This is a genomic window from Moraxella marmotae (assembly GCF_042219885.1).
GTDB classification, from domain to species: Bacteria; Pseudomonadota; Gammaproteobacteria; order Pseudomonadales; family Moraxellaceae; genus Moraxella; species Moraxella marmotae.
Map to the genome: position 1 here is coordinate 111,380 of NZ_JBHJHR010000002.1, position 26,149 is coordinate 137,528.

23 protein-coding genes, 1 tRNA gene and 1 other RNA gene are annotated in these 26,149 nt (G+C 44.1%); 15 read left to right on the top strand and 10 right to left on the bottom strand.

From position 1 onward, the window contains the following. Nucleotides 1-136: 136 nt before the first annotated feature. The 3 genes from ACFBZI_RS00760 (at nt 137) to ACFBZI_RS00770 (ending at nt 3,126) form a co-directional block, all read left to right on the top strand. Nucleotides 137-520, top strand: coding sequence for an SCP2 sterol-binding domain-containing protein (locus ACFBZI_RS00760; RefSeq protein WP_375714569.1), 384 nt, complete (start codon nt 137-139; stop codon nt 518-520). Between the two features lie 390 nt (nt 521-910). Continuing rightward, nucleotides 911-2,353, top strand: coding sequence for a cytochrome c oxidase accessory protein CcoG (ccoG, locus tag ACFBZI_RS00765; protein ID WP_375714570.1), 1,443 nt, complete (start codon nt 911-913; stop codon nt 2,351-2,353). 119 nt (nt 2,354-2,472) lie between these two features. Next, a complete protein-coding gene (locus ACFBZI_RS00770; RefSeq protein ID WP_375714571.1) occupies nt 2,473-3,126 on the top strand; it encodes a FixH family protein in 654 nt (217 codons plus the stop codon). Between the two features lie 124 nt (nt 3,127-3,250). Here the strand turns inward: ACFBZI_RS00770 and ACFBZI_RS00775 are convergent, their stop codons facing one another. After that, on the bottom strand, nt 3,251-4,222 hold the full coding sequence (locus tag ACFBZI_RS00775) for a LysR family transcriptional regulator (protein ID WP_375714572.1): 972 nt from the start codon (nt 4,220-4,222) through the stop codon (nt 3,251-3,253). 259 nt (nt 4,223-4,481) lie between these two features. Further along, entirely contained in the window at nt 4,482-4,985 is a 504-nt protein-coding gene (locus ACFBZI_RS00780) for a L,D-transpeptidase family protein (protein WP_375714573.1), read from the bottom strand. 428 nt (nt 4,986-5,413) lie between these two features. On the opposite strand from ACFBZI_RS00780, the gene argG reads away from it, so the two are divergent. The 5 genes from argG (at nt 5,414) to ACFBZI_RS00805 (ending at nt 10,142) form a co-directional block, all read left to right on the top strand. Beyond that, a complete protein-coding gene (argG, locus tag ACFBZI_RS00785) occupies nt 5,414-6,769 on the top strand; it encodes an argininosuccinate synthase (RefSeq protein ID WP_375714574.1) in 1,356 nt (451 codons plus the stop codon). Nucleotides 6,770-7,418: 649 nt separating this feature from the next. Then, nucleotides 7,419-8,480 carry a dihydroorotase gene (gene pyrC / locus ACFBZI_RS00790; RefSeq protein ID WP_375714575.1) on the top strand — a complete coding sequence of 354 codons (1,062 nt, stop codon included), beginning with the start codon at nt 7,419-7,421 and terminating at the stop codon, nt 8,478-8,480. Further along, nucleotides 8,480-9,172, top strand: a complete 693-nt coding sequence (gene rnt, locus ACFBZI_RS00795) for a ribonuclease T (RefSeq protein WP_375714576.1) — start codon at nt 8,480-8,482, stop codon at nt 9,170-9,172. The genes pyrC and rnt overlap by 1 nt, the downstream gene beginning before the upstream one ends. A 108-nt stretch (nt 9,173-9,280) precedes the next feature. Then, on the top strand, nt 9,281-9,769 hold the full coding sequence (locus ACFBZI_RS00800; protein WP_375714577.1) for a YajQ family cyclic di-GMP-binding protein: 489 nt from the start codon (nt 9,281-9,283) through the stop codon (nt 9,767-9,769). Nucleotides 9,770-10,066: 297 nt separating this feature from the next. Continuing rightward, nucleotides 10,067-10,142: transfer RNA gene (locus ACFBZI_RS00805), tRNA-Glu, on the top strand. A 222-nt stretch (nt 10,143-10,364) separates the two neighbouring features. Here the strand turns inward: ACFBZI_RS00805 and ACFBZI_RS00810 are convergent. The 3 genes from ACFBZI_RS00810 to groES form a co-directional block, all read right to left on the bottom strand. Then, complete coding sequence (locus ACFBZI_RS00810; RefSeq protein WP_375714578.1) at nt 10,365-10,814, bottom strand: hypothetical protein; 450 nt, start codon at nt 10,812-10,814, stop codon at nt 10,365-10,367. A 287-nt stretch (nt 10,815-11,101) separates the two neighbouring features. Then, nucleotides 11,102-12,745 carry a chaperonin GroEL gene (gene groL, locus ACFBZI_RS00815; RefSeq protein ID WP_375714579.1) on the bottom strand — a complete coding sequence of 548 codons (1,644 nt, stop codon included), beginning with the start codon at nt 12,743-12,745 and terminating at the stop codon, nt 11,102-11,104. Nucleotides 12,746-12,814: 69 nt separating this feature from the next. After that, nucleotides 12,815-13,108: a co-chaperone GroES gene (groES, locus tag ACFBZI_RS00820; protein ID WP_375716276.1), complete on the bottom strand. Its 294-nt coding sequence runs from the start codon at nt 13,106-13,108 to the stop codon at nt 12,815-12,817. 334 nt (nt 13,109-13,442) lie between these two features. Here groES and glnD point away from each other — a divergent pair, with 334 nt between their 5' ends. The 4 genes from glnD to ACFBZI_RS00840 all read left to right on the top strand — a co-directional run bounded on the left by glnD (nt 13,443) and on the right by ACFBZI_RS00840 (nt 18,110). Next, nucleotides 13,443-16,208, top strand: a complete 2,766-nt coding sequence (gene glnD, locus ACFBZI_RS00825) for a [protein-PII] uridylyltransferase (protein WP_375716277.1) — start codon at nt 13,443-13,445, stop codon at nt 16,206-16,208. Between the two features lie 194 nt (nt 16,209-16,402). Further along, nucleotides 16,403-17,221, top strand: coding sequence for a WG repeat-containing protein (locus ACFBZI_RS00830; protein ID WP_375714580.1), 819 nt, complete (start codon nt 16,403-16,405; stop codon nt 17,219-17,221). Nucleotides 17,222-17,314: 93 nt separating this feature from the next. Further along, nucleotides 17,315-17,673: a transfer-messenger RNA gene (gene ssrA / locus ACFBZI_RS00835) on the top strand. 218 nt (nt 17,674-17,891) lie between these two features. Then, nucleotides 17,892-18,110 (top strand): hypothetical protein, encoded by a 219-nt coding sequence (locus tag ACFBZI_RS00840; RefSeq protein WP_375714581.1) that lies wholly within the window; start codon nt 17,892-17,894, stop codon nt 18,108-18,110. Nucleotides 18,111-18,112: 2 nt separating this feature from the next. Here the strand turns inward: ACFBZI_RS00840 and ACFBZI_RS00845 are convergent, their stop codons facing one another. Then, on the bottom strand, nt 18,113-19,528 hold the full coding sequence (locus tag ACFBZI_RS00845; RefSeq protein WP_375714582.1) for a YihY family inner membrane protein: 1,416 nt from the start codon (nt 19,526-19,528) through the stop codon (nt 18,113-18,115). Beyond that, nucleotides 19,488-19,874 (bottom strand): hypothetical protein, encoded by a 387-nt coding sequence (locus tag ACFBZI_RS00850; RefSeq protein WP_375714583.1) that lies wholly within the window; start codon nt 19,872-19,874, stop codon nt 19,488-19,490. The genes ACFBZI_RS00845 and ACFBZI_RS00850 overlap by 41 nt, the downstream gene beginning before the upstream one ends. A 15-nt stretch (nt 19,875-19,889) precedes the next feature. Between ACFBZI_RS00850 and wrbA the strand changes: the two genes are divergently transcribed. Further along, a complete protein-coding gene (wrbA, locus tag ACFBZI_RS00855) occupies nt 19,890-20,504 on the top strand; it encodes an NAD(P)H:quinone oxidoreductase (RefSeq protein WP_375714584.1) in 615 nt (204 codons plus the stop codon). Beyond that, nucleotides 20,501-20,926 carry a hypothetical protein gene (locus ACFBZI_RS00860; protein WP_375714585.1) on the top strand — a complete coding sequence of 142 codons (426 nt, stop codon included), beginning with the start codon at nt 20,501-20,503 and terminating at the stop codon, nt 20,924-20,926. The genes wrbA and ACFBZI_RS00860 overlap by 4 nt, the downstream gene beginning before the upstream one ends. 160 nt (nt 20,927-21,086) lie before the next feature. Here the strand turns inward: ACFBZI_RS00860 and ACFBZI_RS00865 are convergent, their stop codons facing one another. From ACFBZI_RS00865 to ACFBZI_RS00875, 3 genes are all read right to left on the bottom strand, one after another. Then, entirely contained in the window at nt 21,087-21,716 is a 630-nt protein-coding gene (locus tag ACFBZI_RS00865) for a DUF3108 domain-containing protein (RefSeq protein WP_446221238.1), read from the bottom strand. A gap of 387 nt (nt 21,717-22,103) precedes the next feature. Further along, nucleotides 22,104-22,895, bottom strand: coding sequence for a type I methionyl aminopeptidase (gene map, locus ACFBZI_RS00870; RefSeq protein WP_375714587.1), 792 nt, complete (start codon nt 22,893-22,895; stop codon nt 22,104-22,106). Between the two features lie 171 nt (nt 22,896-23,066). Next, nucleotides 23,067-23,402 carry a protein tyrosine phosphatase family protein gene (locus ACFBZI_RS00875; protein WP_375714588.1) on the bottom strand — a complete coding sequence of 112 codons (336 nt, stop codon included), beginning with the start codon at nt 23,400-23,402 and terminating at the stop codon, nt 23,067-23,069. Nucleotides 23,403-23,912: 510 nt separating this feature from the next. Here ACFBZI_RS00875 and ACFBZI_RS00880 point away from each other — a divergent pair. After that, entirely contained in the window at nt 23,913-26,009 is a 2,097-nt protein-coding gene (locus tag ACFBZI_RS00880) for an FAD-dependent oxidoreductase (RefSeq protein WP_375716278.1), read from the top strand. Nucleotides 26,010-26,149: the final 140 nt, after the last annotated feature.

Here is a 26,149-nt window from a genome sequence, read left to right on the forward strand (position 1 = left end):
GGGATTTTTGTTTTATAATATGCCAATTTGGGTGATGTTTGATTTGGTGATATTTTGCCACAATTACCAAAAATACTCAAAAATTAGACACGCAATTTATTTTATTCTTAATAAATAATAGTAAAAGGAAAAATTTATGGCAAAGTTTCTAAGTCAAGATTGGTTTGATAAAGTCAGCGAGCTAAACGCTGCCACCGATGCCCTTAATCTGCCGCCCAATCTTGCCGCCATTTTATTAAACCTAAAAGTGACTGGCGACACCAATGCCGAGCTACACCTAAAAGACGGTAAAATCGCTCAAGGTGCGATTGATGACGCCATCAGCACCATCACGATTGATGGCGATACTTTGTTACAAATTATCAAAACAGGCGACATCAACCAAGCCATTGAAGCCTTTATGGTCGGCAAAATTCGCATCGATGGCGACATGACGCAAGTGATGGCACTACAATCCGCCAAACCAAGCCAAGAACAAAAGGCTTTATTTAAGCAGATTTTGGCAATGACTGAATTTTAAGCTTTGCCTAATTTTAGATTGATACCACCCTATCGTGCTTAGTTTTATTTGAATAAATATTTATCATCAAATAAGTTATCACAGCTTGGTAGAGTGGCTTTTTGGGGTTTTATGGTAAGCCAAGATAATTGTTAAGATTTTTTTTATAAATTTAAATCAATAAATATCATCATGACTGGCAAAAGCACAAAATAAATACCAAAACCCTACAAAAAGTGATAATATATCCAAACGACAATTCTAAACGACGATGCCAATAGCATTCGCCAGTCGTCATATTGTTATCATGCCGCTATCCTGCCTTTGTGGGCGGATATGCCATTACCGAGCCATGCCTTAAGATTTTATTTAACACAATCTTATCATAGGCGATAAGCCAAGGTATCCCTTATGTCAGAAGAACAAAAACCCAAGAAAAAGCCCCGTCCTGCTCCCGAAAAAATCATTCCGCATTCTAAAGATATGGACGCAACCAAGCATCGTGTACACCCACGCTTTGTGAAGGGCAAATATCAAAACATTCGCCTAATTAGCATGTATGCAATCTTAGCAGGATTTTTGATTGCACCGTGGATTCGCTGGAATGGGCGACAGGCGTTGCTTTTTGATGTGGTGCAGCCAAGGTTTTATATCTTTGGGGCGACTTTTATGCCTCAAGATTTTTATTTCTTTGCCTTTGTGTTTATCATCGCCGCTTTGATGCTGTTTATGGTGACGGTGTATGCTGGGCGTGTGTGGTGCGGTTATGCTTGTCCGCAGACCATCTATGTGCATCTGTATCAGCATGTCGAAAAGTGGATTATCGGCGACCGCAACAAACGCATTAAGTTTGACAAAGCCCCTTGGAATGCCGAAAAAATCCTAAAAACATTCATTGTGCACTGCATTTGGGGCGTGTTTTCGTCCGTGACGGCCTTGACTTTTATTGCCTTTATTGTCGGTACTGATTATCTGTTTTTTAATGGACACCCTTTGTTCTTTATGGGCTGGGGTAAGATGACATGGATTTTCTTTTTGCTCATCACCTTTGTTACTCAGACCAACGGTGGCTATATGCGAGAGCATATGTGCGTGTATATTTGCCCTTATGGTCGATTCCAGTCGGTGATGTTTGATAAAGATACGCTGATTGTCTCTTATGATTATGAGCGTGGCGAACCTCGTGGTGCTCGCAAAAAAGACACTGCCGCTGGCGAATACGGCGACTGCGTCAATTGTGCGATGTGCGTGCAAGTTTGCCCAACAGGTATCGACATTCGTGATGGTCTGCAAGTAGAATGTATCCAATGTGCCGCCTGTATCGATGCTTGTAACGAAATCATGGACAAAGTCGGCTATCCCCGTGGCTTGATTCGCTACACCACCGAGCGGCAATTGGTCGAAAAACAAAAAACCAAAATCATCGGCTGGCGTATCTTTGCTTATATCGGCGTGCTGGGTGCGTGTATCGTGGCAGCAACCCTAATCGCTGTCGGACGCTCACCTTTGGAGATGGAAATTCGCCACGACCGCAAACAAATCTCCACTATCGGCCGTGATGGTATGGTCGAAAACAGCTATGTGCTAAAAATCGTCAATAAGACCGATGAGCAGCAAGTTTATCAAGTTCGCCTAGAAGCCGAAGGCAGTGATGGTATGAAACTGCGTTCACGCTTCAAGCAGCTGCCGCTACAAGCCAATGAGCCATACGACTTGCCAGTGAGCATTGTCGGCGATCCAAGCATCGTCAAGGTAGGCAGTACACCAATTACCATCACCGTGTACAGTAAAGACGGTCAATACAGTGCTTCAGCTCAAGATGTCTTTAACTACGAACCGAAAAGTGAAAAATAACCGACGCTTTGGCATTCTTATCATTATGATTATTATTGATATTAAAGCCAATCAAAAGTGTCTTAAAATCCAAGCCCTGTTGTGATACAATGGGGCTTGGATTTTTTAGGATTACGCCCATGAACACCACATCAAGCACCAACAAACAAGCCAACCTTTGGTATAAAAATTACATGGTTTTGATTTTTGTGATTGGCTTGCCAGTGTTTGTGGTGCTGATTTGTCTGTTTTTTATTTTTTATTCAATAAAAATCCAAGATTCCACTGTGCGTGATGATTGGTACATGGACGGCAAAACTTTATACCAAGATGCTTCACGAGACAAACTCAGCCACGATTTGGGCATTTGGGGCATCATGCGTTTTGACGGTTTGGATAATGGCGACAGCAAAGTAAGTTTTGAGCTAAATTACCCCAAAGATAGTCTAAACAGTGGTCAATTGAGCGATGGTACGGCACTTGACTACCCCAAAACATTGGCAGTGCATATCTCACACGCCACCGATGATAACAAAGACCGTGATTTTGTCATCACATATCAGCAAGGCAATCAATACACTGGCACAGTTGCTCTCGATGCCACGCCTGCCAAGTATTACCTACAAATCAGCAACAGCGGTACGCACAACTGGCGACTTATCCAAAAAGAAAACCTGCCCATTCATAATATCGTCTTTACACCACTGACCAGCTTTGATGACGAACAAAGCCAATTGCCCAACCAAAAAGACAAGCGACTGTCATCGCACCCATCATCACCATCAGACAAATGATTTAAAATATTAATTAATAACTTTAATCAATAATCTTAAGCAATAAAAAAAACTGGCTCATCACCAGTTTTTTTTATTTTTGTTTGTTAGCAATATTTCAGCAAATATATTCTGAACCAAATATTTACTCTGATTTGAGTGCTTGCTCTTCTTCGGCAATTACTTGGCGAGCCACATGCAAAATCAGCTGTCTGAGCCAACGATGGGCTGGGTGATGTTGCAATAAAGGCGACCACGCCATGGTTAATTCAAATTCAGGAATAAAAAACGGCGGCTCTTTGACGATGATTTGTGAATTATTATCCGCCTGCAATCGTGCCACACGAGTCGGCAAAGTCGCAATCAAATCCTTATTTGCCGCCAGCATCGCAGGCATCTGATAATGGCGAGTAAAAACGCTGATTTGCCGCTTTTGTCCCAGTCGCTGCAAGGCTTGGTCAATTGAGCCAAGACCGCCAGATTTCTCAGGATTGACCCCAAAACCCACACCCATGCCAGTTTTTGAGACCCACACATGCTGGGCTTTTAGGTAGTTTTTGAGATTAAAGCGGTTGGCATACGGACTGTCCGCCGACAACAGACAGCTAAAAGTATCTCGCCAAACCAGCACTTGGTGAAAACTTTGGGGAATCTCATTAAAGCGGTTAATCGCCAAATCAACACGCCCCTGCTCCATATCACGATACGACACATCTGATGGCGTCAAAAAGTCCAAAATCACATTCGGTGCTTCGCTTCTAAGTGCCTTGACCAAGCGGGGAACCAAAGTCGCTTCGGCATAATCGCTGGTCATAATGCGAAACACTCGTGAAGTGCTATAAGGGCGAAACTCGGTGCGTGGCTCAAGCAATGTGGTAATGTCCGACAAGACTTCACGAATGCGTGGCTGCAACTCAAAAGCTCGCTCGGTTGGTGTCATGCCTTCGGACGAACGCACCAGCAGCGGATCATTAAACAGCGAACGCAATCGCCGCAAAATGTTACTCATCGCAGGCTGGGTAATGCCCAACTGCTCTGCCGCTCGTGTTACATTTTTTTCACGCAGTAGCACATCTAAATAAAATAATAAGTTTAAATCCACTTTTTGTAAATTCATACAGCCAACCTATGTCCAATTTGTCCATGTGCTTATCATGATTTGCTCATATTTACCAATGCTTGCCAACCGCCAAACCACTTTATCAAATTATCAGATTTTAGAAAATCTAAATATTTAGCATCTAAATGTTTATTTGCAAAATGTTCTTTTTAAAGTGCTTATCTATTAATGACATCAATGCCCATCGCTTGCAAAATTTGGCAATTTTAGCGGTTTTAGCAGTTTTGTATTGCCAGTTTGCGTTATCCAATTTGTGCTATTGAATCAAAACCGAACAGCCAACCGCCACTTGCTCATACAGCCAAACCAGCTCATCGTTTCGCATTCGCACGCAGCCATGCGACAGCGGCTCACCCATCGGCTCACTGTCAGGCGTGCCGTGGATATAGATATAGCGAGATTTGGTATCCACGCTGACACCATCGGCATTGACACCACGATTAAAGCCGTCTTCGCAACCTGCCAGCCACAAAATCCGCCCCAAAATCCAATCACGACCCACAAACTGCTCGCCTAGTGCCGCATCGTATAGCTCGCCAGTGAATTGACGAGCCACAAAAACCGCATTGGCAGGCAAATTATCGCCAAATTTTTCGCTGATGATGTGCCGACCCAATGGCGTGCAGCCCGAGCCTTCGGATTGACCTGTGCCATTTTTGCCTGTTGAGATGGCAAATTGGCGTAGCAAACGCTCACCAGCCATCAGTGTTAGCGTCTGTGTTTTGGTATCAATAATCAGATGCGTGTTATCCTGTGTCATCATTTGCCATCGGTTTGGTTTGGTGGTTTGGTGATTGATTTTGATGATAATTTTGGCTGGTGATTGTTTTGGTAAATTGGCAACTTTTGAGTATCTGACCATTTGACAGCTGATCAAATTTGTCATTTTAAAAACTTGCAAGCCTACAAATAATTTAGCAAAATCACACCATAAATCCTGATTAAAATAATCATCATTTCTAAAAATGATAGTATAGCAAAGCTCGCTGAATTTAACAGAGAAAAATCATCAAAAATGCCAAAAATTTGCGTTTATTTGTAAAATTTTTATAAAAATCGCTCCAGCAAGCCATCACAAAATTCCAAAAAATGCTATAATCTAGCAATAAGTTTATTTTTAGTGGATTTTGGTTAATTTATTTAATTAATCAGCTTAATCAATCAGTTTAACCAATCAAGGATATTGCCATGAGTAATGCAACCATCTTACAGCACTTGCCAGTCGGCAAAAAAGTCGGTATCGCTTTTTCTGGCGGTTTGGACACTTCGGCAGCACTGCTTTGGATGAAACAAAAAGGTGCTAAGCCATATGCGTACACCGCCAATTTGGGACAGCCTGACGAAGATGACTATAACGCCATTCCTGCCAAGGCTGAACAATACGGTGCTATCCAAGCTCGCTTGATTGATTGCCGCTTACAGCTTGCCCAAGAAGGCATCGCCGCTATCCAATGCGGTGCATTTCATGTAACCACAGGCGGCATGCCGTACTTTAACACCACGCCATTGGGGCGTGCGGTAACAGGCACAATGCTGGTCTCTGCCATGCGTGAAGACGATGTCAATATCTGGGGCGATGGCTCAACTTATAAAGGCAACGACATTGAGCGTTTTTATCGCTATGGTCTGCTTGCCAATCCTGAACTAAAAATTTACAAACCTTGGTTGGATCAGACCTTTATTGACGAGCTGGGCGGTCGTGCCGAGATGAGCCAGTTTTTGATTGATAATGGCTTTGATTATAAGATGAGCAAAGAAAAAGCCTACTCAACCGACTCAAATATGCTTGGAGCGACGCACGAAGCCAAAGATTTGGAATATCTGGACGCCAGCCATAAAATTGTTGAGCCAATCATGGGCGTTCGCTACTGGGACGAAAGCATCAAAATCGATGCCGAAACCGTCAGCATTACTTTTAAAGAAGGTGTTCCTACTGCCATCAATGGCGAAACTTATGACAGCCCTGTGGATTTGATTTTAAAGGCCAATGAAATCGGCGGCCGCCACGGTCTGGGCATGACCGACCAAATCGAAAACCGCATTATCGAAGCCAAATCTCGTGGCATCTATGAAGCACCGGGCATGGCACTGCTGCACATCGCTTATGAGCGTCTGGTAACAGGCATTCATAACGAAGACACCATCGAGCAGTACCGCATTAATGGCTTGCGTTTGGGTCGTCTGCTGTACCAAGGTCGCTGGTTTGATAGCCAAGCATTGATGCTGCGTGAGACGGCACAGCGTTGGGTCGCCAAAGCCATCACTGGCACGGTAACGCTTGAGCTGCGTCGTGGTAATGACTACTCTATCCTAAATACCGAATCGCCAAATCTAACCTACGAAGCCGATCGCCTGTCGATGGAAAAAGTCGAAGATGCCGCATTTACGCCGCTGGATCGTATCGGACAGCTAACCATGCGTAATTTGGATATTGCCGACACACGCCAAAAACTGGGTCTGTATGTCCAATCAGGCTTATTGGGTCTGGGCGGTGGCAATGCCGTGCCACAGCTTGAGCAACAAGACGAACAGCAGGGCAAATAACAACACAAATAAAGCCCAAATCAATGATAAAATTCCCAGTCCGAGCCGATTGGGAATTTTTTTAAACAATTTTTAAAATTATTTGACACCGTTTTTTTTTTGATATATTTCCCATAAACAGTTATTTTATAATATTGGGAGTATTCTATGGCATTTAATAGTGCAAAATATAAAATGGTGAAAAATACCGCCAAAACTTCTGGTGTCGCCTGCGATTTAGAGACCTTTGTTTATGCCAATCAAAAACTGATTAATAATTTTAAATACCTGAAGTATGTCAGTATTTTTTTATTGTTCTAGCAACTATCATGCTGCTAACAGTTATTTTAATCCCTGTCGGAATTTTGTTTTTGCCTATGGGTATATTTGGTTATATCTATACCAATAAACAGATTAAGGAACATCTCTCTTTTATTGAATACGCCACAAACCAAGACCCAGATTTTCGTTAATTCAAACACGCTTATTAGCACAGTCGCTTGCAATCTCTTTGCAAGCGACTTTTTATCTGCGTAGCAAATTTAAAACTTGACAAAATCGCCCCATGCTAGAATAATGGCAAGATATTCATTTTTAGCCATTTTATTGAGAAATATTATATAATTTATCAAATATTACTCAATAAATCAAATAGCCAAGTGAGCCAATTATGACCACACAACTGACCATGATTCAGCCAGATGACTGGCATATCCATCTGCGTGACGGCGATGCACTTGCCACCACTGTACCACATGCGGCAAGCAGTTTTAACCGTGTGATTTGTATGCCAAATCTCGTGCCGCCTGTCAAAACCGCCCAACAAGCGGTGGATTATCGTGAACGCATCTTGGCAGCCTTGCACCAAAGCGACATTGACACCAAACGCAAAGACAGCTTTGATCCACGCATGGTGCTATATCTGACCGACCACACAACTGCCGATGACATCAGTCAAGCAGTTGCCACAGGCGTGGTCTCGGCGGTCAAGCTCTACCCTGCTGGAGCGACCACCAACTCTGCCGATGGCGTAACCGATATTTTGGGGCGTGGTTCGGTATTTGATGCCATGCAAAAGCACGGTTTGCCGCTTTTGGTGCATGGCGAAGTTACGCACGCACAGATTGATATTTTTGATCGTGAAAAGCGGTTTTTGGACGATGTGCTAAGCCAAATTATCAAAAATTTCCCCGAGCTAAAAATCGTCATGGAGCATATCACCACCGCCGATGCTGCTGATTTTTGTCTGGCTCAAGGCAAGCACATCGCCGCCACCATTACGCCGCAGCATTTGTTATTTAACCGCAATCACTTGCTGGTTGGTGGTGTCAAACCGCATTATTATTGCCTGCCAATTCTTAAGCGTGCCGACCACCAAAAACGCCTGCTGCAAGTGGCAACCAGTGGCAATCCCAAATTTTTCTTAGGCACAGACTCAGCCCCACACGCCACACACACCAAAGAAGCGGCTTGTGGCTGTGCAGGCTGTTATAGTGCATTGCACGCCCTGCCGCTGTACGCCGCCGCCTTTGAGAGCGTGGACGCACTGGATAAACTGGAAAACTTTGCCAGCGTCTATGGTGCAAACTTTTATGGCTTGCCAGTCAATAACAGCACCATCACACTGGTCAAAAAACCACAAACCATACCGCAAAGTTTTGACTATTTGGGCGACAAAACGCTCACGCCACTGCTGGCAGGTGAAACACTGGATTGGCAAGTGGTGCAATGATGGATAAGCCAAATAAGCCCACCATTGCCAATCGTTTTCGTGGTTTTTTGCCTGTTGTTGTCGATGTGGAGACAGCTGGGTTTAATGCCCAGACTGATGCCCTGCTTGAGATTGCCTGCATTCCCATCTTGATGAATGATGATGGAAAACTGTACCAAGGCGAAGCGTTAAATGCTCACATTGAGCCTTTTGATGGTGCCAATCTTGAGCCGACATCGCTCAAATTCACAGGCATCAATCCTGACAGTCCGATTCGCAAAGCCATCAGCGAAGACGAAAAAACCGCCTTGCGTCGCATTTTTAAGGCACTCAAAGCCGTCAAAAAACAGCACGGTTGCCGTCAGTGTATCTTGGTTGGGCATAATGCCCATTTTGACTTGGGATTTTTGAATGCCGCCATTGCTCGCACGAATAGCAAAAACCAGTCGCCCTTTCATGCCTTTAGCGTGCTGGATACCGCCAGTTTTGCCGCTTTGGCTTATGGGCATACGGTGCTGGCACGCACTTGTGTGATGGCAGGCATTGACTTTGACAACAGCCATGCCCATTCAGCACTGTACGACACCCAAAAAACTGCCGAGCTGTTTTGCCACATTGTCAATCAAAGCACCCTACTGCCAGCCGTGGCTGATTCGACAGACAATACCGAATTGTCAATCAGAGTATCCGCCTGCCAGCCGTGGCCGATTTGACAGACAATGTCGATAATGTAGATAATTTAAACAATACAGATAATGCAGACAGTCAAAGTGACACCAGCGAATAAACCATTTTATCATTAATAAAATCAAGGAGTTGTTATGCCATCTTTTGATGTTGTATCCGAGTTACAAACCTTTGAAGTCAAGCACGCTGTGCAAAATGCCGAAAAAGAAGTCGGCACACGCTTTGACTTTAAGGGTAGTGATATTCAAATTGAGCTGAACGAAAAAGCCAAAACCGTTACCATCACCACCGACAACGAACTGCAAGCAGACAATGTCTATGCCATCTTTGAAAAGCAGCTCATCAAGCGTGGCGTGGATTTACAAAGCCTAGACCCACAAGACAAAACCCAGTCAGGCAAGCACACCAAGCAAGTCATCAACCTAAAAGACGGTCTGGACGCTAACACCGCCAAAAAAATCTCCAAAGCACTCAAAGAGTCTGATCTAAAGGTCTCTGCCAGCATTCAAGGCGATAAAATCCGAGTAACCGACAAGAAAAAAGACAATTTGCAGCTGGCGATGGCATTTTTGAAAGAAAAACAATTTGGCGTACCGCTACAATTTAACAATTTCAAAGACTGATTGCCAAAACTGATAAAGCCCACAACGGTAATCATCAACAAAGCTATCAATAAAAACGGCTTGAAAATCTGTGTTTTCAGGCCGTTTTATTTGACCATTCATCACATCGTCATTGCTGTAATTAATCCAAATATCCAAAATAATTATTTATAAATCAAATAGTTATAAACTTTTATCAGGTTTTTATAATTCAATGCTTGACGACTAAAAATATTTTGCTATAATAGCACCACTTTCGAAACAACGGTGAAAGCGTCGAAAGTTGGTAAAGCATCTGATGATGACTTTGCACACTGTGTCCCATTCGTCTAGAGGCCTAGGACACCGCCCTTTCACGGCGGTAACAGGGGTTCGAATCCCCTATGGGATGCCAATATTCTAAAATACGCTTGGTTAATCAATCAAGCGTATTTTTTTATTTGCCAAATCATCAGATAATTGGCTTGGCTTTAATATCAATATAAAACCGCTTTGGGTTTGATGAGATTCTAAGCAATGGATAAAACGCTTAAGTTTTACAACCAAGCGTTAAGGTTTTGGATTTGAAATTTTGAGCCTTTGGGCGAATTCATCTTTGGAAGATTTGCCCCATTGCCTAGCACGACACGCCGATAATCCACGCCTGCCCATCGGCACTGCCCTTATCCAAGTCCGCTCGGCGAACCAAAGGCTCGGTACAGCCCTTTGGCTCAATATATGCCACCGCCAGCTCTGCCGCCACTTCATGCAAAACACCGCCACCATGTTCGGCACGCACATAGATATAAAATGGCTGCTCAAGTGGCTTAACAAAGCTGTCAAGCACATATACCGCCCCTTGATGCTCCATCTTGGCGTGATAATCTTCAAAATGCAGCATTGGCTCACCGCCCACCACCGCATCAAACAGCTTGGATTTCACAAAAATCACCAAAGGCAACTGATCTGCTTGCACTTGGTTTGTGGCACGGTCAAAGGCCTTGCCAGCAGCATTGGCACATACGCCAACCAATAAAGATGCCAAAACCGACAAAGACAGCAGTAGCACATGTAGCGATTTTTTCATTATATATTCCTTAAAACGCATCATATTTTAACTGCGGGCGATTAAATCAGGTGGTTAAATCAAGTAATTAAATCATATTTCAACCCATCAATTATAAGCCATATTGTCCATCGTGTCATCAATCATGCCGTCAAGTATCAAGCACAAATTTAATCAACTCATACACTTATCCATATCATAGCAACCAACAAAAGCCAAAAGCAAAAATCCCCAAAGATAAATCTTTGGGGATTTGGTAGGTTTGCACTGTTTAAATTTAATGCAAAATCAATGGCTTGGACAATGTATTACATCATACCGCCCATGCCACCCATACCGCCCATGCCAGCAGCAGCCATCGCCGCACCGTTGTCTTTGGCTGGTAGGTCAGTAATCATCACTTCGGTGGTCAGCATCAGACCTGCCACAGAAGCAGCATGCTCCAGTGCTGAACGAGTAACTTTGGCAGGATCTAGGATACCCATAGCGATCATGTCGCCATATTCGCCAGTGGCGGCGTTATAGCCATAGTTGCCTGAGCCGTTTTTGACTTCGTTAATGATGACAGACGCTTCTTCGCCAGCGTTGGTAACGATTTGGCGAAGTGGTGCTTCCATCGCACGGCGTAGGATATTGATACCAGCGTTTTGGTCTTCGTTATCGCCTTTTAGGTCGCTTAGAGCAGCCAAGGCACGCACCAACGCTACGCCACCACCCGGTACGACGCCTTCTTCAACAGCGGCACGAGTGGCATGCAAGGCATCATCGACACGGTCTTTTTTCTCTTTCATTTCGGTTTCGGTTGCTGCACCGACTTTGATCACCGCAACACCGCCTGACAGTTTTGCCACACGCTCTTGCAATTTTTCTTTATCATAATCAGAAGTTGACTCTTCAACTTGACGGCGGATAGACTCAACTCGTGCTTCGATGTCGGCTTTATCGCCTGCACCATCAACAATCACGGTGTTTTCTTTGCCGATGGTAACTTTTTTGGCAGTACCCAAATGAGCAATCTCAGCCGCTTCAAGGCTTAGACCCACTTCTTCTGAGATAACCACGCCGCCTGTCAAGATGGCAATGTCTTGTAGCATGGCTTTACGGCGATCGCCAAAACCCGGTGCTTTGACCGCACAAGTTTTTAGGCCACCACGCAAAGTGTTCACTACCAAAGTCGCCAATGCTTCGTTTTCGACATCTTCGGCGATGATTAGCAATGGACGGCTGGTTTGCATCACTTTTTCAAGCAATGGCACGATTTCACGGATATTGCTGATTTTTTTATCCACCAACAAAATCAATGGATTGTCAAATTCGCAAGTTAGGCTGTCTTGCTTGTTGGCAAAATATGGGCTGATATAACCACGATCAAACTGCATGCCTTCAACCACTTCCAAAGCATCTTCAAAGCCAGAGCCTTCTTCGACAGTGATAACGCCTTGCTTGCCAACGGTTTCCATGGCTTTGCTGATAAGCTCGCCGATGGTGGTGTCTGAGTTGGCAGAGATTGAGCCAACTTGAGCGATGGCTTTGTGGTCATTGGCTGGCGTTGATAATGCACGGATTTCTTCGACGGCAGCACGCACGCCTTTGTCGATGCCACGCTTTAGATCCATTGGGTTCATGCCAGCGGCGACAGTTTTCATGCCTTCAACCAAAATCGCCTGTGCCAATACTGTCGCAGTCGTCGTACCATCACCTGCCACATCGTTGGTTTTGGCGGCAACTTCACGCACCAGCTGAGCACCCATATTTTCAAATTTATCTTCTAATTCAATCTCTTTTGCCACACTCACACCATCTTTGGTGATGGTTGGTGCGCCAAATGATTTGTCAATCACCACATTGCGACCTTTTGGGCCTAAGGTAACTTTGACGGCATTTGCCAAAATGTTCACGCCATCGATCATCTTTTCTCGAGCGTTAGTGCCAAAACTTACATCTTTTGCCATGGTTTTACTCCATATTCAATGTTAAAATTTTAAATGATTTATTTTATAAATAATAAAAGTCAAACAGCATTAGGCTTCCAAAACGCCCAATACATCACTTTCTTTCATGATAAGTAGCTCTTCGCCATCAACTTTGACAGTTTGACCTGCATATTGGCCAAATAGCACAGTGTCGCCAACTTTGACATCTAGCGGGCGTACTTCGCCGTTATCACGCACTTGACCGTTACCAGCGGCAATCACTTCGCCTTGTTGTGGTTTTTCAGCGGCACTGCCCGGCAGCAAGATGCCACCTGCGGTTTTTTGCTCTTCTTCGGTGCGGCGAACAACAATGCGGTCGTGTAGTGGACGAATTTTCATAATCACTCCGTTAATTTAAACTTAAAAGATAAAAGAAAAAGGTTAAATTTAATGTGTCATAAGTGGTGTTTTGTTGATGAATTTCAAGTTTTTTATGAAAAAAAATTACTAAAATTTTATTTTTTGGGTGAATTTATCGTAAAATAATGGCCAACAGATGAATACATTTAACATTGCAATAATGATGCTAGGGATAGCACCGATACACCCTTGCATCAGATTATCAAACCATCGGTAAATCTTAAGCAATATTTAATCAATATTAAAACCAAAGCCAAACCACCAAACCAAGGTCAATTGCAGGTTAATCATGACAAATACGCCCAATTCACCCCATTTGCCAAATACCGCCTTTGCCCAGCTTTTTGAGCATTGCCAACAAGCACAGTTGGATATTGGCTTGCCACCCAAGATTGTCGGCACTAGCCAAAATAACGCCGCCATACGCCAATATTTAGAAAATTTAAATATTGCCATTAATCAAAAAATGCTCACTCATGGCGTCAAGGCAATGTCGCACATTGAAAATTTGCTTGCCATTCGCACGCTGGCGATTGATGGGATTTTGATTGAGATGTTTGATTTTTATCAATTTCCCAAAGATTTTGCCCTGTTTGCGGTTGGTGGCTATGGCCGTGGCGAGTTGTCGCCTGCATCAGACATTGATATTTTATTGATTGGTGAGACGATTGCTTGTGCCAAAGATAATATTGAAAAATTTGTGGCAGATCTTTGGGATATTGGCATTACGCCAGCGTTTTCGGTGCGTAGCCTTGATGAGACACGCACAGCCGCCAGTGAGCAAACCATCGCCACTGCCATGCTAGAAGCACGAATTTTGGCAGGCAATTGGGATTTGGCAAATTTTCCTTATCAAGTTGTAAAGTCAGTTTGGACAATCCAAGATTTTTATGCCGCCAAAATGGCCGAAGCCAAAGAACGCTATCTTGCCTATAATGCCACAGCGTACAATCTGGAACCAAACATCAAAAATGCCCCGGGTGGCTTGCGAGATTTGCACATGATTGGCTGGCTGTGGCGGTTTTATTTTGGCAAAACTGGCATGGCAGAGCTGGTAGCGAGTGGCTTTATCAATGCCGATGAATGTGAAAGTTTGCTGGCAGGACAGCGGTTTTTGTGGTGCATTCGCCATCATTTGCACACCTTGACCGCTCGAGGTGAGGACAGATTGCTGTTTGATTACCAAAAAAGCATCGCCCAACATTTTGGCTATTATGCATCAAGCGACACCATCACGCACCATGAGATTACCGAGGCACTTGAGGCGATGATGCGGCTGTATTATCGCCATGTGATGCGTATTTCGGCATTATCAGAAGTATTGTGCGAATATTTTTATGAAAAATATCTGGCAAATGCCGTACAGACGACGGCGATTGATGATGATTTTTGTTTGGTGAAAACAAGCGTTGGGCAAAATCAACCAAACACACCAAAAGCCGTCAAAATCGCCATCGCTCATGCCGATACTTTTACCAAAAATCCTGCCAATTTATTAAAGATTTTCTTAATTATGGGACAACAAGGCATCAGCCAAATCACTGCCAGCACTTTGCGAGCCATGTATCTGGCAAGTGCTTTGGTTGATGAAAAATATCGCAGTATCGATGAGCATCGCCGCCTATTTTTGGCAAATTTACAAGAAAACAACTACCTGTTTCATCGCCTAAGACTAATGAAGCGTTTTGGGATTTTGGGCAATTATTTGCCAGCATTTGGCAAAATCATGGGGCTGATGCAGTATGATTTGTTCCATCGCTATACGGTTGATGCCCATACGCTGCTATTGGTGCGGATTTTGCACCGTTTTGCTGACAAAAATCAGCAGGACAAATACGATTTGGTGAGTGAAGTTTACCAAAAAATCGCCAGAAAAGACATTTTGGTAATTGCAGCGATTTTTCATGACATTGCCAAGGGGCGTGGCGGCGACCATTCGACATTGGGAGCCGTGGACGCTTATCAATTTTGTATCACGCACGGCATGAGCGAAGCAGACAGCCAACTGGTACAGTGGCTGGTGCTTGAGCATCTGACCATGTCGCTGACCGCCCAAAAACAGGACATCAGCGACCCTGAAGTGATTGCCAAATTTGCTGAATTTACTGGCTCAATCACACGGCTCAATCACCTGTATGTGCTGACTGTTGCTGATATGAACGCCACCAATAACCAGCTTTGGAACAATTGGCGAGCGTCTTTATTAAAGCAGCTGTATGTGAGCGTGCATCGTGTGCATAGCCTTGGCGTGCATGTTACCGATAAAGATGTGGTGATTGCCAGCCGTAAGCAAAAAGCCCAAGAGCTGCTGCCGATGATTGATAAGCATCGCTTAAATGCACTGTGGGACAGTTTTGGTGAAGAGTTCTTTTTAAAACAAAAACACCGAGACATTGCTTGGCAATCGGCACAGCTTTTACACGCCAAGCATAAACTGGAACAAAATCAGCCGATTATCGCCCTAAGACCGCACAGTGATGTGTCCTTGCGTGGCGTTCAGCTGCTGGTTTGTGCACCTGACCAAGACAATTTGTTTGCCACGACGGTGTGTTTTTTGGACAAAATGGGCTTTAGTGTGCTAGATGCGACCATTATCTCAGCGACCATTGATGGCATTAATATCGCCGTGGATTCTTATGTATTGCTTGATCAGCAGGCAGAAACCGCACGGGCGATGGCGGACGATACTTGCCCACAAATTGATGATAAGCGTACCGAGCAAATCATCGATGGACTGACCCAAAAGCTAAAAACTGGCGAGCTTTGCCAGCCAAATAAAATTTTTAAGGCAAATAAACTCAAGCATTTTACCGTGCCAACGCAGGTGCATTTTTCAAAGGCGACCACTTTGGCAAATCTAGGGCATCACAAAATGTACTTAGTGACTAAAGACAATCCGTCACTGCTTGCCAAAATCGGCATGATTTTTAGCCAACAAAATATCCAAGTGCATGGTGCACGCATCACTACTTTGGGCGAGCGAGCCGAAGATACTTTTTATTTGAGCGGCAGGCACGGCAAGCCACTTGATGAGATGCAGTTAGATAAGCTCAAAGATACGATTATTAAGACACTTGGTTAAATCAGTCAAATTCGCTTTTTAATTATCTGCTTGATAACCAGTGCATGATTTGTGAAAATTTTGATAAAAACAAGCAAGATTTTGTTGAATTTTTTGCACAAAAAACCGCCCAAAGACAGCTTTATGGCATGGCATTTTGGGCGTTTTTATGCCAAAATGGTGATGTTTATATTGACAAAAATAAGGATTTTTTTATGAATTTTTTACCCCAGCTGCGTATTTTTGCTTTGGCTGCTGCCTTATCATCAACCGCCTTGGCAAATCAAACCATCAGCACGCACGCCTTGGACGAAGAAGAGCTGCCAGCGTGTGCCAAAATGCAACTGTCGGTCGGTGTTGAATTTGCCAACATTTACCCAGATTGTGGTTATGCTGAAGGCTTGGCGGCGGTGATTAAAGACGGTAAATATGGCTATGTTGATAAATCAGGCAAAATCGTCATCGCCGCCGTTTACCAAGAAGCCTATCCGTTTAGTGATGGTCTGGGGCTAATTAAGCAAAATGATAAATATGGCTATCTAAATAAATCAGGCAAAATCACCATCAGTCCACAATATCGTGATGCTTGGGGCTTTTGGGAAGGGCGTGCCAAAATCAAAAAAGACGGCAAATATGGCTTTATTGACACCACAGGCAAAGTGGTCATTAAGCCGCAATATGACATACTGGGCGATTGGTTCGAAGAAGGTTTGGTGCTGTTTAAAAAAGACGGCAAATACGGCTTTTTAGACAAATCGGGCAAAGTTGCCATTCGCCCAGAGTTTGACTCGGCAAAAGATTTTTCAGAAGGCTTGGCGGCTGTAACCAAAAAAACAGGTCAAAAAGACGCTCAAGGCCGCTCTTTGCACAAATATGGCTTTATTGATAAAACTGGCAAAGTGGTCATCGATATCAAATACGATTTGGTCTATGATTTTTTGTCAGGGGCGGCGTATGTGGTCGATGGCGATGAAGCGTATTATATCGACAAACAAGGCAACCGCACCAGCATGCCCAATTATCGTGATTTTTAGGCGATTTGGAGCTTGGTTTTGATGGATTTGGCGTGATGGCGTGTAATAAAATCTTTGCTATTTGTCAAAAACCTGCTATAATAAAAAGTTCAAGGGGATGTTCTGGCTTCGACGCTGGTAGCGAAACCTAATGATGCATGTCAAGAGCGTGTGACTCTTGTAAATCAACATACATTTAAAATAGTCGCAAACGACGAAACTTACGCACTAGCAGCCTAAGGGCAGCTTGGGACGGCACGGATTGCCTTTGGTCTGGTTGCTCTCCCCGATGCGAACGTACAAAGGATAGTCAAATTTGGCGTTGCGACAAGTTTGGCGAAACTCTTAGCAAATCGTCCAAGCCTACCTGACTGTCGGTTCGGTGCGGATTAAAGCGATAGGCAGATTCTAAACATGTAGAGTCATAGATGTAGTGCTGGCGGACGCGGGTTCAACTCCCGCCATCTCCACCAGTTATATAACCAAACACCACCACATACCACCCAAAACCCTAAGAAAATCAACGGCTTAGGGTTTTTTCTTTGCCTTATATTGCCATGTATAACCACCTATAATATACTGTTTTTTGTATATCTATTTGTATCTCTCAATGTTCACCAAAGTAGAGATGCAAATTCACTTCACAGAGATACATTAAACCACACAAAATTGTCAGATTTTTGCTTTTAAAATGTGCAAAATAAACAAAGATAAAACCGAAAATTTCTTAGAGCCACAATTGGACGCTGACCCAAGCAGAATTGAGCTTACCGCCGCAGATGGCGAATTATTACAACAGCTATTGGATAATCCGCCGCCGCTTAGTCCTGTATTGCGTGATTTGCTATCAACAAATAAACAGGAACGCCCAAAAGATACCCCTGTTCATTTATCAAAAATTGTTGATTGAATTTATCTATTTTTAACAAAATGATAAACTTTTTTAAATAAAGACCACAGCTTGACTGTGCGACTTGGCTCAAAATCCGCCTTGCCATCAGGAATAATCACCGCATTGCCATCTTCATCGATGGTGCGACGAGCTTCATGGTCAAAGCCGTTACTGTCGCCTTCTTCGTTGGTGTGTTCATCGACAATTTGGGCAATCTCTTGCTTTTGACGCAGTGGTGCTGATTCAAACAAAACCGCCAAAGGCATCTCCAGCTCTTTGCTGGCGGTGCTTTCGATTTGGCTAAGATGGCGATACAGCTCAATAAACCACGGATCATAATCGGCCGACTCAAGCTGGTCAAGCTCATGGCGAATCGGCAATGGATAAGGCAAATTTTTATAAAATTGCCACAGGCTGATGGTATGCAGATCAGTTTTTAGGATATATTCGCCGTTTTTGGTCTCAGTAATCAAATCGTGATACCGCAGCTGCTCCAGATAAATGTTCCATTTTGGCATCTCTTTACGGCCAAGCATATGTCGCAACTCGTTTTCGCTGACGGTTTTGCCATCTTGGTAGCGTTTGTAGGTCAAATTTAGCATATCCAACAAACTGAGCAGTGGGTGGCGGACTGGCACTTCTTTGGTCTCAAAAATGGTCAGCGTGTGGCTAATTTGCACGCCAAGCAAAATCAAATTCCACGACAAATAAATCCACAGTAAAAAAATCGGCAAAGCAGCAAACGCCCCATAAATCGCTTCATAACTGGTAAAATTACTCATCACGCTGCCAAAAATGTGCTTAAGACTTTCAAACAGCACAGCGGTAATCAAGCCAGCGATGGCGGCATTTTTGATGGGAACTTGTGCTTTTGGGACGAACCAATACATCAGCGTAAAACCTGCCGTCATCAAGCTAAACGAGATGATATACGCCCAAACGCCCCAATCGATGCCATAGCCGCCGATTTGTCGATTGAGAAAATCAAGGCTACGAATGGCACTGGACGCACCAAAAGCCACACCTAAAATCACTGGCCCCAAAGTCAAAATCATCCAATAATGCACAATGCTGGCAACGCCGCCTGAGCGATCTTGGACACGCCAAATTTTATTAAACGCATGCTCAATGGTGTTTAGGGTCATGATGGCGGTTACGAACAACCCTGCAACACCGACAATGCCCAGATTGCTGGATTTTTCGGTAAAACTTTCAATATAGCCACCAATTTGGTTGCTGGCAGCTGGGAACAGATTTTCAGAAATCAGCTGCTGCAGATGCTCACGAAAATCCGCCAAGGCAGGCACGCTAGAAAAAATCACCAAAACCACCGTCAGCATCGGCACCAGCGACAGCAGCGTGGTATAGGTCAGACTGGCGGCTTTTTGTTGGCATTCATCTTCTATAAAATGGCGTGCCAACAACCGCAAATACATAAACCAAGCATGATGGGCAAAAGGCAATTTGTTCAAAAATTTTGTCATAATATCGATGAGATTTTGCTAAATGGCTTATTAGTCTAACAAATATTGTCAAATTATGCAGGTTAAGTTGTGTACAATTATGTATAAAAGTTTTACAAAGCGGCAATTTTTCCAAAACAAATCCCAATTCAAACTCCAGCCAAAACCGCTTTTTATTCTGCCAAATTTGCCAATTATTAAAATTGCCAATTTTGCTCGATAATTTGGACAAAAACCAACCCAAACGCCAGTTTTGCCATTGGATTTGCCCCATTTGATAAAAATCTTGGTATAATGCATTTTTGGCAAAATCATTCAAATTAAATCTTATCTCATGAACAATACAATCTCACCGTATGTTTTGGTGCTGTACGACACCAACAAAGATTCAACCAAGCAGCTTGCCTACTTTATCGCCCAAGGTGTAACTGATGCTGGCGTGGCGGTAAAAATTCGCCGTGTGCCAAAGGTGTCGGCGGTCAGTGAGCAGACCATGCCAGCGATTCCAGACGATGGGGATTTGTATTGTACGGCCGATGAGCTGATTGACTGTGCAGGGCTGGCAATGGGCAGCCCGACGCATTTTGGCAATATGTCGGCAAGTTTAAAATATTTTTGGGACAATACCGTCTCAGCCTGGCTGGCTGGCAATTTACAAGGCAAGCCTGCGTGTGTGTTCACCAGTACTGGCAGTCAGCATGGCGGTCAAGAAAGCACTTTATTATCAATGATGTTGCCGCTACTGCACCACGGTATGCTACTTTTGGGTCTGCCTTATGCCCACCCTGAGCTGTCAAACACCGTTCGGGGTGGTACGCCATACGGTGCTAGCCATGTCGCTGGCACGCAGCACCAAAACAGCATCACCCAAGACGAGCAAACGCTGGCCATCGCTCAAGGCGTGCGACTGGCAAATTTGGTCAAACAGCTACAAGGCAATCACTCATGAAAAAAACCAAAACCCAAGAACCGCCCAAACCCACAAAACCCGTGCAGCAGGCTTTAATCATCACTTGGGGCATTTGGCTGCTGGTTGTACTGATGGCTTATCCTTTGGCGGTTTTTGTTGCCACTGCTGCCAGCTTTTGGGCAGGTGTGGGCGTGCAGCTGCTTGGCTTGATACCAGCACTGCTTTGCACGCCAGCGGTTTTGCGGGGCAATTCGCCCTATGCTTTGATGTGGGTGAGTATGGTAGCGTTGGTGTATTTGGGCATAGCAGGCGTGTTGGCGTTGCTGCGTATTTATGAACAAGCCCCTACGGCAGTCTGGATAGTGCAGGTGGTTGAAGCGGTATTACTGCTATTGATTAATGGTCAATTATTTGTCCTACTAAAACGCCTGCCTGCCTTGCACCGCCAAAATGAAAATTAAACAAATTGATTTTAAATTAAAAATAATAATTTCAATTTGAAAATTTTGCCATTTCATTGATTAAATTGCTTTTTGAACTTACCAAAATAAAACATCAGCCACGACAATCACGGCTGATGTTTTTTAATCCACATTTATAAATTTAATTTAAATTAAAATATCAATTTAATTTAGTCAATTCCATCGAGATAACTTTGCCGTCTGAAGTTTGGCTAACTTTGACTGGCAAATAATTTAGGCTGGGTGCTAGCCAAAAACTGGTCGCACGGCTGTGGTCGTCATGGATACGATCGATGCGTACGGTTTCGTAAGTGCCTGCTGGTACTGTGATTTTGCCATGATTGACACGGCGAAAGCGTGTGTTTTCGATGTCGGTGCGTTTGACCAGCAGATACGAGCCGGTAAATTTGCCGTTAATCAACTCTTGGCGGATTTGGGCTTCTAGGCTTAAATCATCATAAGCCTGTTTTGGCATTTTAAGGGTCGTTGCTTTACTTTTATAAGTGCTGACAACGGTTTTGGCAGCGTTATTAAAGCGGATACTGTGCGTGCTGCCGATACCCAAAATGCGAGCAGACATATTGGCACTGCTTGGCACGATATGCCCATTTGACAGGCTAAAGCTGGCATCTTGGTTTAAGGTAGCAATGCCCACCGCACGGGCATTGACGGTGTATTTGTATTGATTGCCTGTTTTGGTCAAGGTGCGTGTGGCCGTGCCAGTTTTGCCATCAGCATTGACACGGTAAGTGGCCGAATAGCTGGGCAAATCCGCCGCTGCTGCCATCATAGGTACTGCAGCGATGGTGGCGGTTGCCGCCGCACAAAATAGAGCTTTTGAGAATTTATTGGTGTTTTTGGTATTCATAGCGTTGCATTCCTTAAATGTTCAAAGAATCTGTGCTTATAATGGATATATTTTGTTACAATTTCAAGTTTTTTCGTGCTATCTTTTGTGGTTTTTATGTCAAATTTATGCCAAAAGGTTGCTTAATCTGGCAACATTTGCCATGAATTTGCTGTAAATGTGTCAAAACTTGGGCTTTTCTTGCCAAAATACTTTTTATTTTTATTATACGATTTAAAAAAATTAATTGCGTCTTTATCAAAAAAACAAAGCGAACAATTTTAACTGCTCGCTTTGTGGATATTTGCAATTTTATGAATTGATAACAAATTATTGATTTAAAAAACTCAAATCTTCATCAGGGCGTGCCGTGGTAACAATACAGCCATTGTCCGTAACGATGAGCGTATGCTCCCATTGGGCGGATAATTTGCGGTCTTTGGTGATTGCTGTCCAGCCATCTTTCATCACTTTGGTTTGCCAGACGCCTTGGTTAATCATCGGCTCAATGGTCAATGCCATGCCTGTTTTTAGCTCAACGCCAGTGCCTGCCTTGCCATAGTGCAGCACTTGTGGCTCGGCATGAAAAGTCTTGCCAATGCCATGTCCGCAGAACTCTCGCACGATACTAAAGCGTTCAGGCTCAACCACCGCTTGGATTGCCGCACCGATGTCGCCCAATCTGGCTCCATTTTTGACAACTTTCATGCCAGCGTATAGGGCTTCTTGGGCGACACGGCAAATGCGTTCTGCCATCACCGAACCTTGACCAACAATCCACATTTTTGATGTATCACCATAATAGCCATCTTTGATGACTGTAACATCGATATTGATAATATCGCCATCTTTGAGCAGACGCTCATGGTCTGGAATGCCGTGACAGACGACATGATTGATCGATGTACAGATGGATTTTGGGAAACCGTGATAATTAAGCGGTGCAGGCGTTGCTCCTTGCACTTCGGTGATATAGCGGTGAGCAATGTCGTCCAGCTCGCCAGTGCTGACGCCAGCTTTGACATGCTCATCAAGCATAATCAGCACATCGGCCGCCAGTTTGCCAGCGATTTGCATTTTTTCAATGTCGTGTGCGTCTAAAATTGGGATATTTTTACTCATGATAATCAGTTAGTTAATTTTTAATAAAGTATTTTGGGAAATGTGCCATAAAACACAAATGAAAATGGGCATAAAACTGCCCATATTCTAGCACAAAAGCCACCCTAACGCTATCTTTGGCGACATCTGTTTTTTTGTCAAAATTTTGTCAAATGTATCAGACAAAACCTATCATTCTTCGTCAAGCAAATCCTGCTCTCTGGCTGCTTGCAAAATGATGCTTGAGCGGTTGCCACTGCGACAAAACAGATGCAGCGGACGCTCACTGCTGTTATAAAAATCAGCAAATGCCTGCACATGATGCATCTCAAGCATACCACCAGCAAACGGAATGTGGCAATACTCAATGCCATACTCGGCGGCGGCATGGGCAATTTCATCAGACAATGGCTGGTTTGGCTCTTCGTGGTCTGGGCGGTTATTGACCAAAGTCTTATAGCCTTGCTCTGCCAAGGCTTTAACATCATCAACGCTGATTTGGCCAGAAACGGTAATCAATTCACTCATAACAATCCTTAAATTTACCGATTAAAATGGATAGATTACTCTGATTTTTTGATTTTGGCAAATGCAAATCATTGGCTTATGATTTTATTGATACTTTATTAACAATTTATTGATGATCTATTGATAAATTATGCCCCAAAATTTGGGTAAAAACTGACCCAGCGGTCATCTGCCAAAATTTTGATTTCAGTTGTCCAAAAATGTGCTAAAATCGCAAAAATTGCCAAATATTTACCGTGATTTGATAAAAGCGTGTGATAAAAGCAAAGGCATTTGTCAAGCCGCTTGCATCTTGTATAAAGCCATTTATATAAAGCCAATTACACCAATCATTGGTATCAAGGCAATGATAAACGATAATACCATTTGTATTTGAGCATAATTTAACCACAGTTTAACCATTGTTCGCTGAACTTGATACAGCCATCATGATTTGACCGCCAAACACTGCCAGCTAACAGGACGATAGCCATGCCATTGCCATTTTTAAAAAAACGCCTAGCCAGCATCATGCCCAAAAGCCCTAGCGATACAGCCATCAACTGCGATTATCCGCATTTGTTTGAGCCTTTAGAATTAGGATTTACCACCCTAAAAAATCGCATCGTTATGGGTTCGATGCATACAGGGCTTGAAGACAGGTTTTATAATTATGGCAAATTGGCGGCTTATTTTGAAGCTCGAGCAAAAGGCGGCGTCGGTCTGATCGTTACTGGTGGTATCGCCCCCAATCGCTCAGGCTGGCTGACACCGCTGGGCGGTACGCTAAACCGCTTGGCAGATGTGATGCATCACGCACGCATCACTCGTGCCGTGCATAGACATGGGGCAAAAATCCTGCTGCAAATCCTGCATTCTGGGCGTTATGGCTATCATCCATTTGTGGTTGCTCCCAGTGCCATCAAATCGCCGATTTCACCCTTTAAGCCACGGCAGATGAGCCTAAAAAATATCCAGGCCACCATTGGCGACTTTGCCCATACCGCCACGCTTGCCAAAAAAGCTGGCTATGATGGCGTGGAAATCATGGGTTCTGAAGGTTATCTAATCAATCAATTTTTATCCGCTCGCACCAACAAACGCACAGACGCCTACGGTGGCAGTTTACAAAATCGCATGAAATTTGCCTTGCAAATCGTGCAGGCAGTGCGTGCGGCGGTCGGTGCTGATTTTATTATCAGTTTTCGCCTATCCATCATTGAGCTTGTCGAAGATGGAGCAACCACAGACGAAGTGATCACACTTGCCAAAGCTCTGGCCGATACTGGCGTTAGCCTGATAAATACTGGCATCGGCTGGCATGAAGCACGCATTCCCACCATCGTTACCAGTGTGCCCCGTGCCGCCTTTACTCGCTACACGGCGGCGGTCAAAAAAGCGGTCAATATCCCTGTCATCGCCGCCAATCGCATCAATATGCCTGCCACTGCCGAAGCAATCTTGGCAAGCGGACAAGCGGACATGGTGCAGATGGCACGCCCATTTTTGGCAGACAGTGAATGGGTCAATAAAGCCGCCAATAATCAAGCACACCTTATCAATACCTGCATCGGCTGCAATCAGGCTTGTCTGGATCATACTTTTAATAATGAGCGTGCCAGCTGCTTGGTCAATCCTTCGGCATGCTTTGAGAGCGAAATTGCCATCAAACCCACCAAAAAACCCAAAAAAATCATCGTTGTCGGTGCTGGTGTCGCTGGCTTATCCGCTGCCGTTACCGCTGCCGCTCGTGGCCATCAGGTGAGCATTTATGAAGCTCGTCCGTTTATTGGCGGTCAGTTTAATCTAGCAAAAGTCATACCAGGTAAAGAAGAATTTTTTGAGACCATTCGTTATTTTCGTGAGCAGATTAAGCGGCTCAATATCACAGTTTATCTAAATACACCAGTTAGCAAATCAATGCTTGATAATGCCGATGCCGATCATATCATCATCGCCACAGGTGTCGTGCCACGCCAGTTGCCAAGCCTAGCAGGGGCAAATTTGCCCAAGGTAATCAGTTACAGCCAGCTGCTGACAGGCGAGCAAATCGCAGGTGAGCGTGTGGCGGTGCTGGGGGCTGGCGGTATCGGCTTTGATGTTGCTGAATTTTTGGTGCATGGCGGATTGGTGTCGCCAGCGGTTAATCAAGCCGATTATCAGCCCACCGCTCAGACGGCAGATGCGTTTTTTGAGCAATGGGGCGTGGCATCTGATGCCAATTATACGCATCGTGGTGCATTAATCCCCGCCAAGCCACCCAAAGCCGCTCGCCAAGTGTATCTGCTACAACGCAGCACAGGCAAACTGGGCAAAACCCTGAACAAAACCACAGGCTGGGTACATAAAGCCGCCATTAAGCAAGCTGGCGTAATACAAATCGCTGGGGCGAATTATGACAAAGTTACCGATGAAGGGCTGTGGATTACTGTCGATGGCAAATCGCAGCTGCTTAGAGTGGATACCGTCGTGCTGTGCGTCGGTCAAGAGTCAGTCAATGATTTGATGCCAAAACTCGGCGACACGCCAAAAGCGGACTATCGCATCATCGGCGGTGCCAAATCTTCAGAGCGGCTCGACGCCAAGCGTGCCATCAAAGAAGGTTTTGAATTGGCAGTTAAGCTATAAAAACAAAAATAAAAAAAATGAAAACACATTAAAACCCACCGTGATAACGCTGATGTTTATCACGGTTTTGGGTGTATTGGCGTTTTGGTTAATTGTTGATGGCTTGGTATTTTTAAATTGATTGTAATAAATACTAAAAT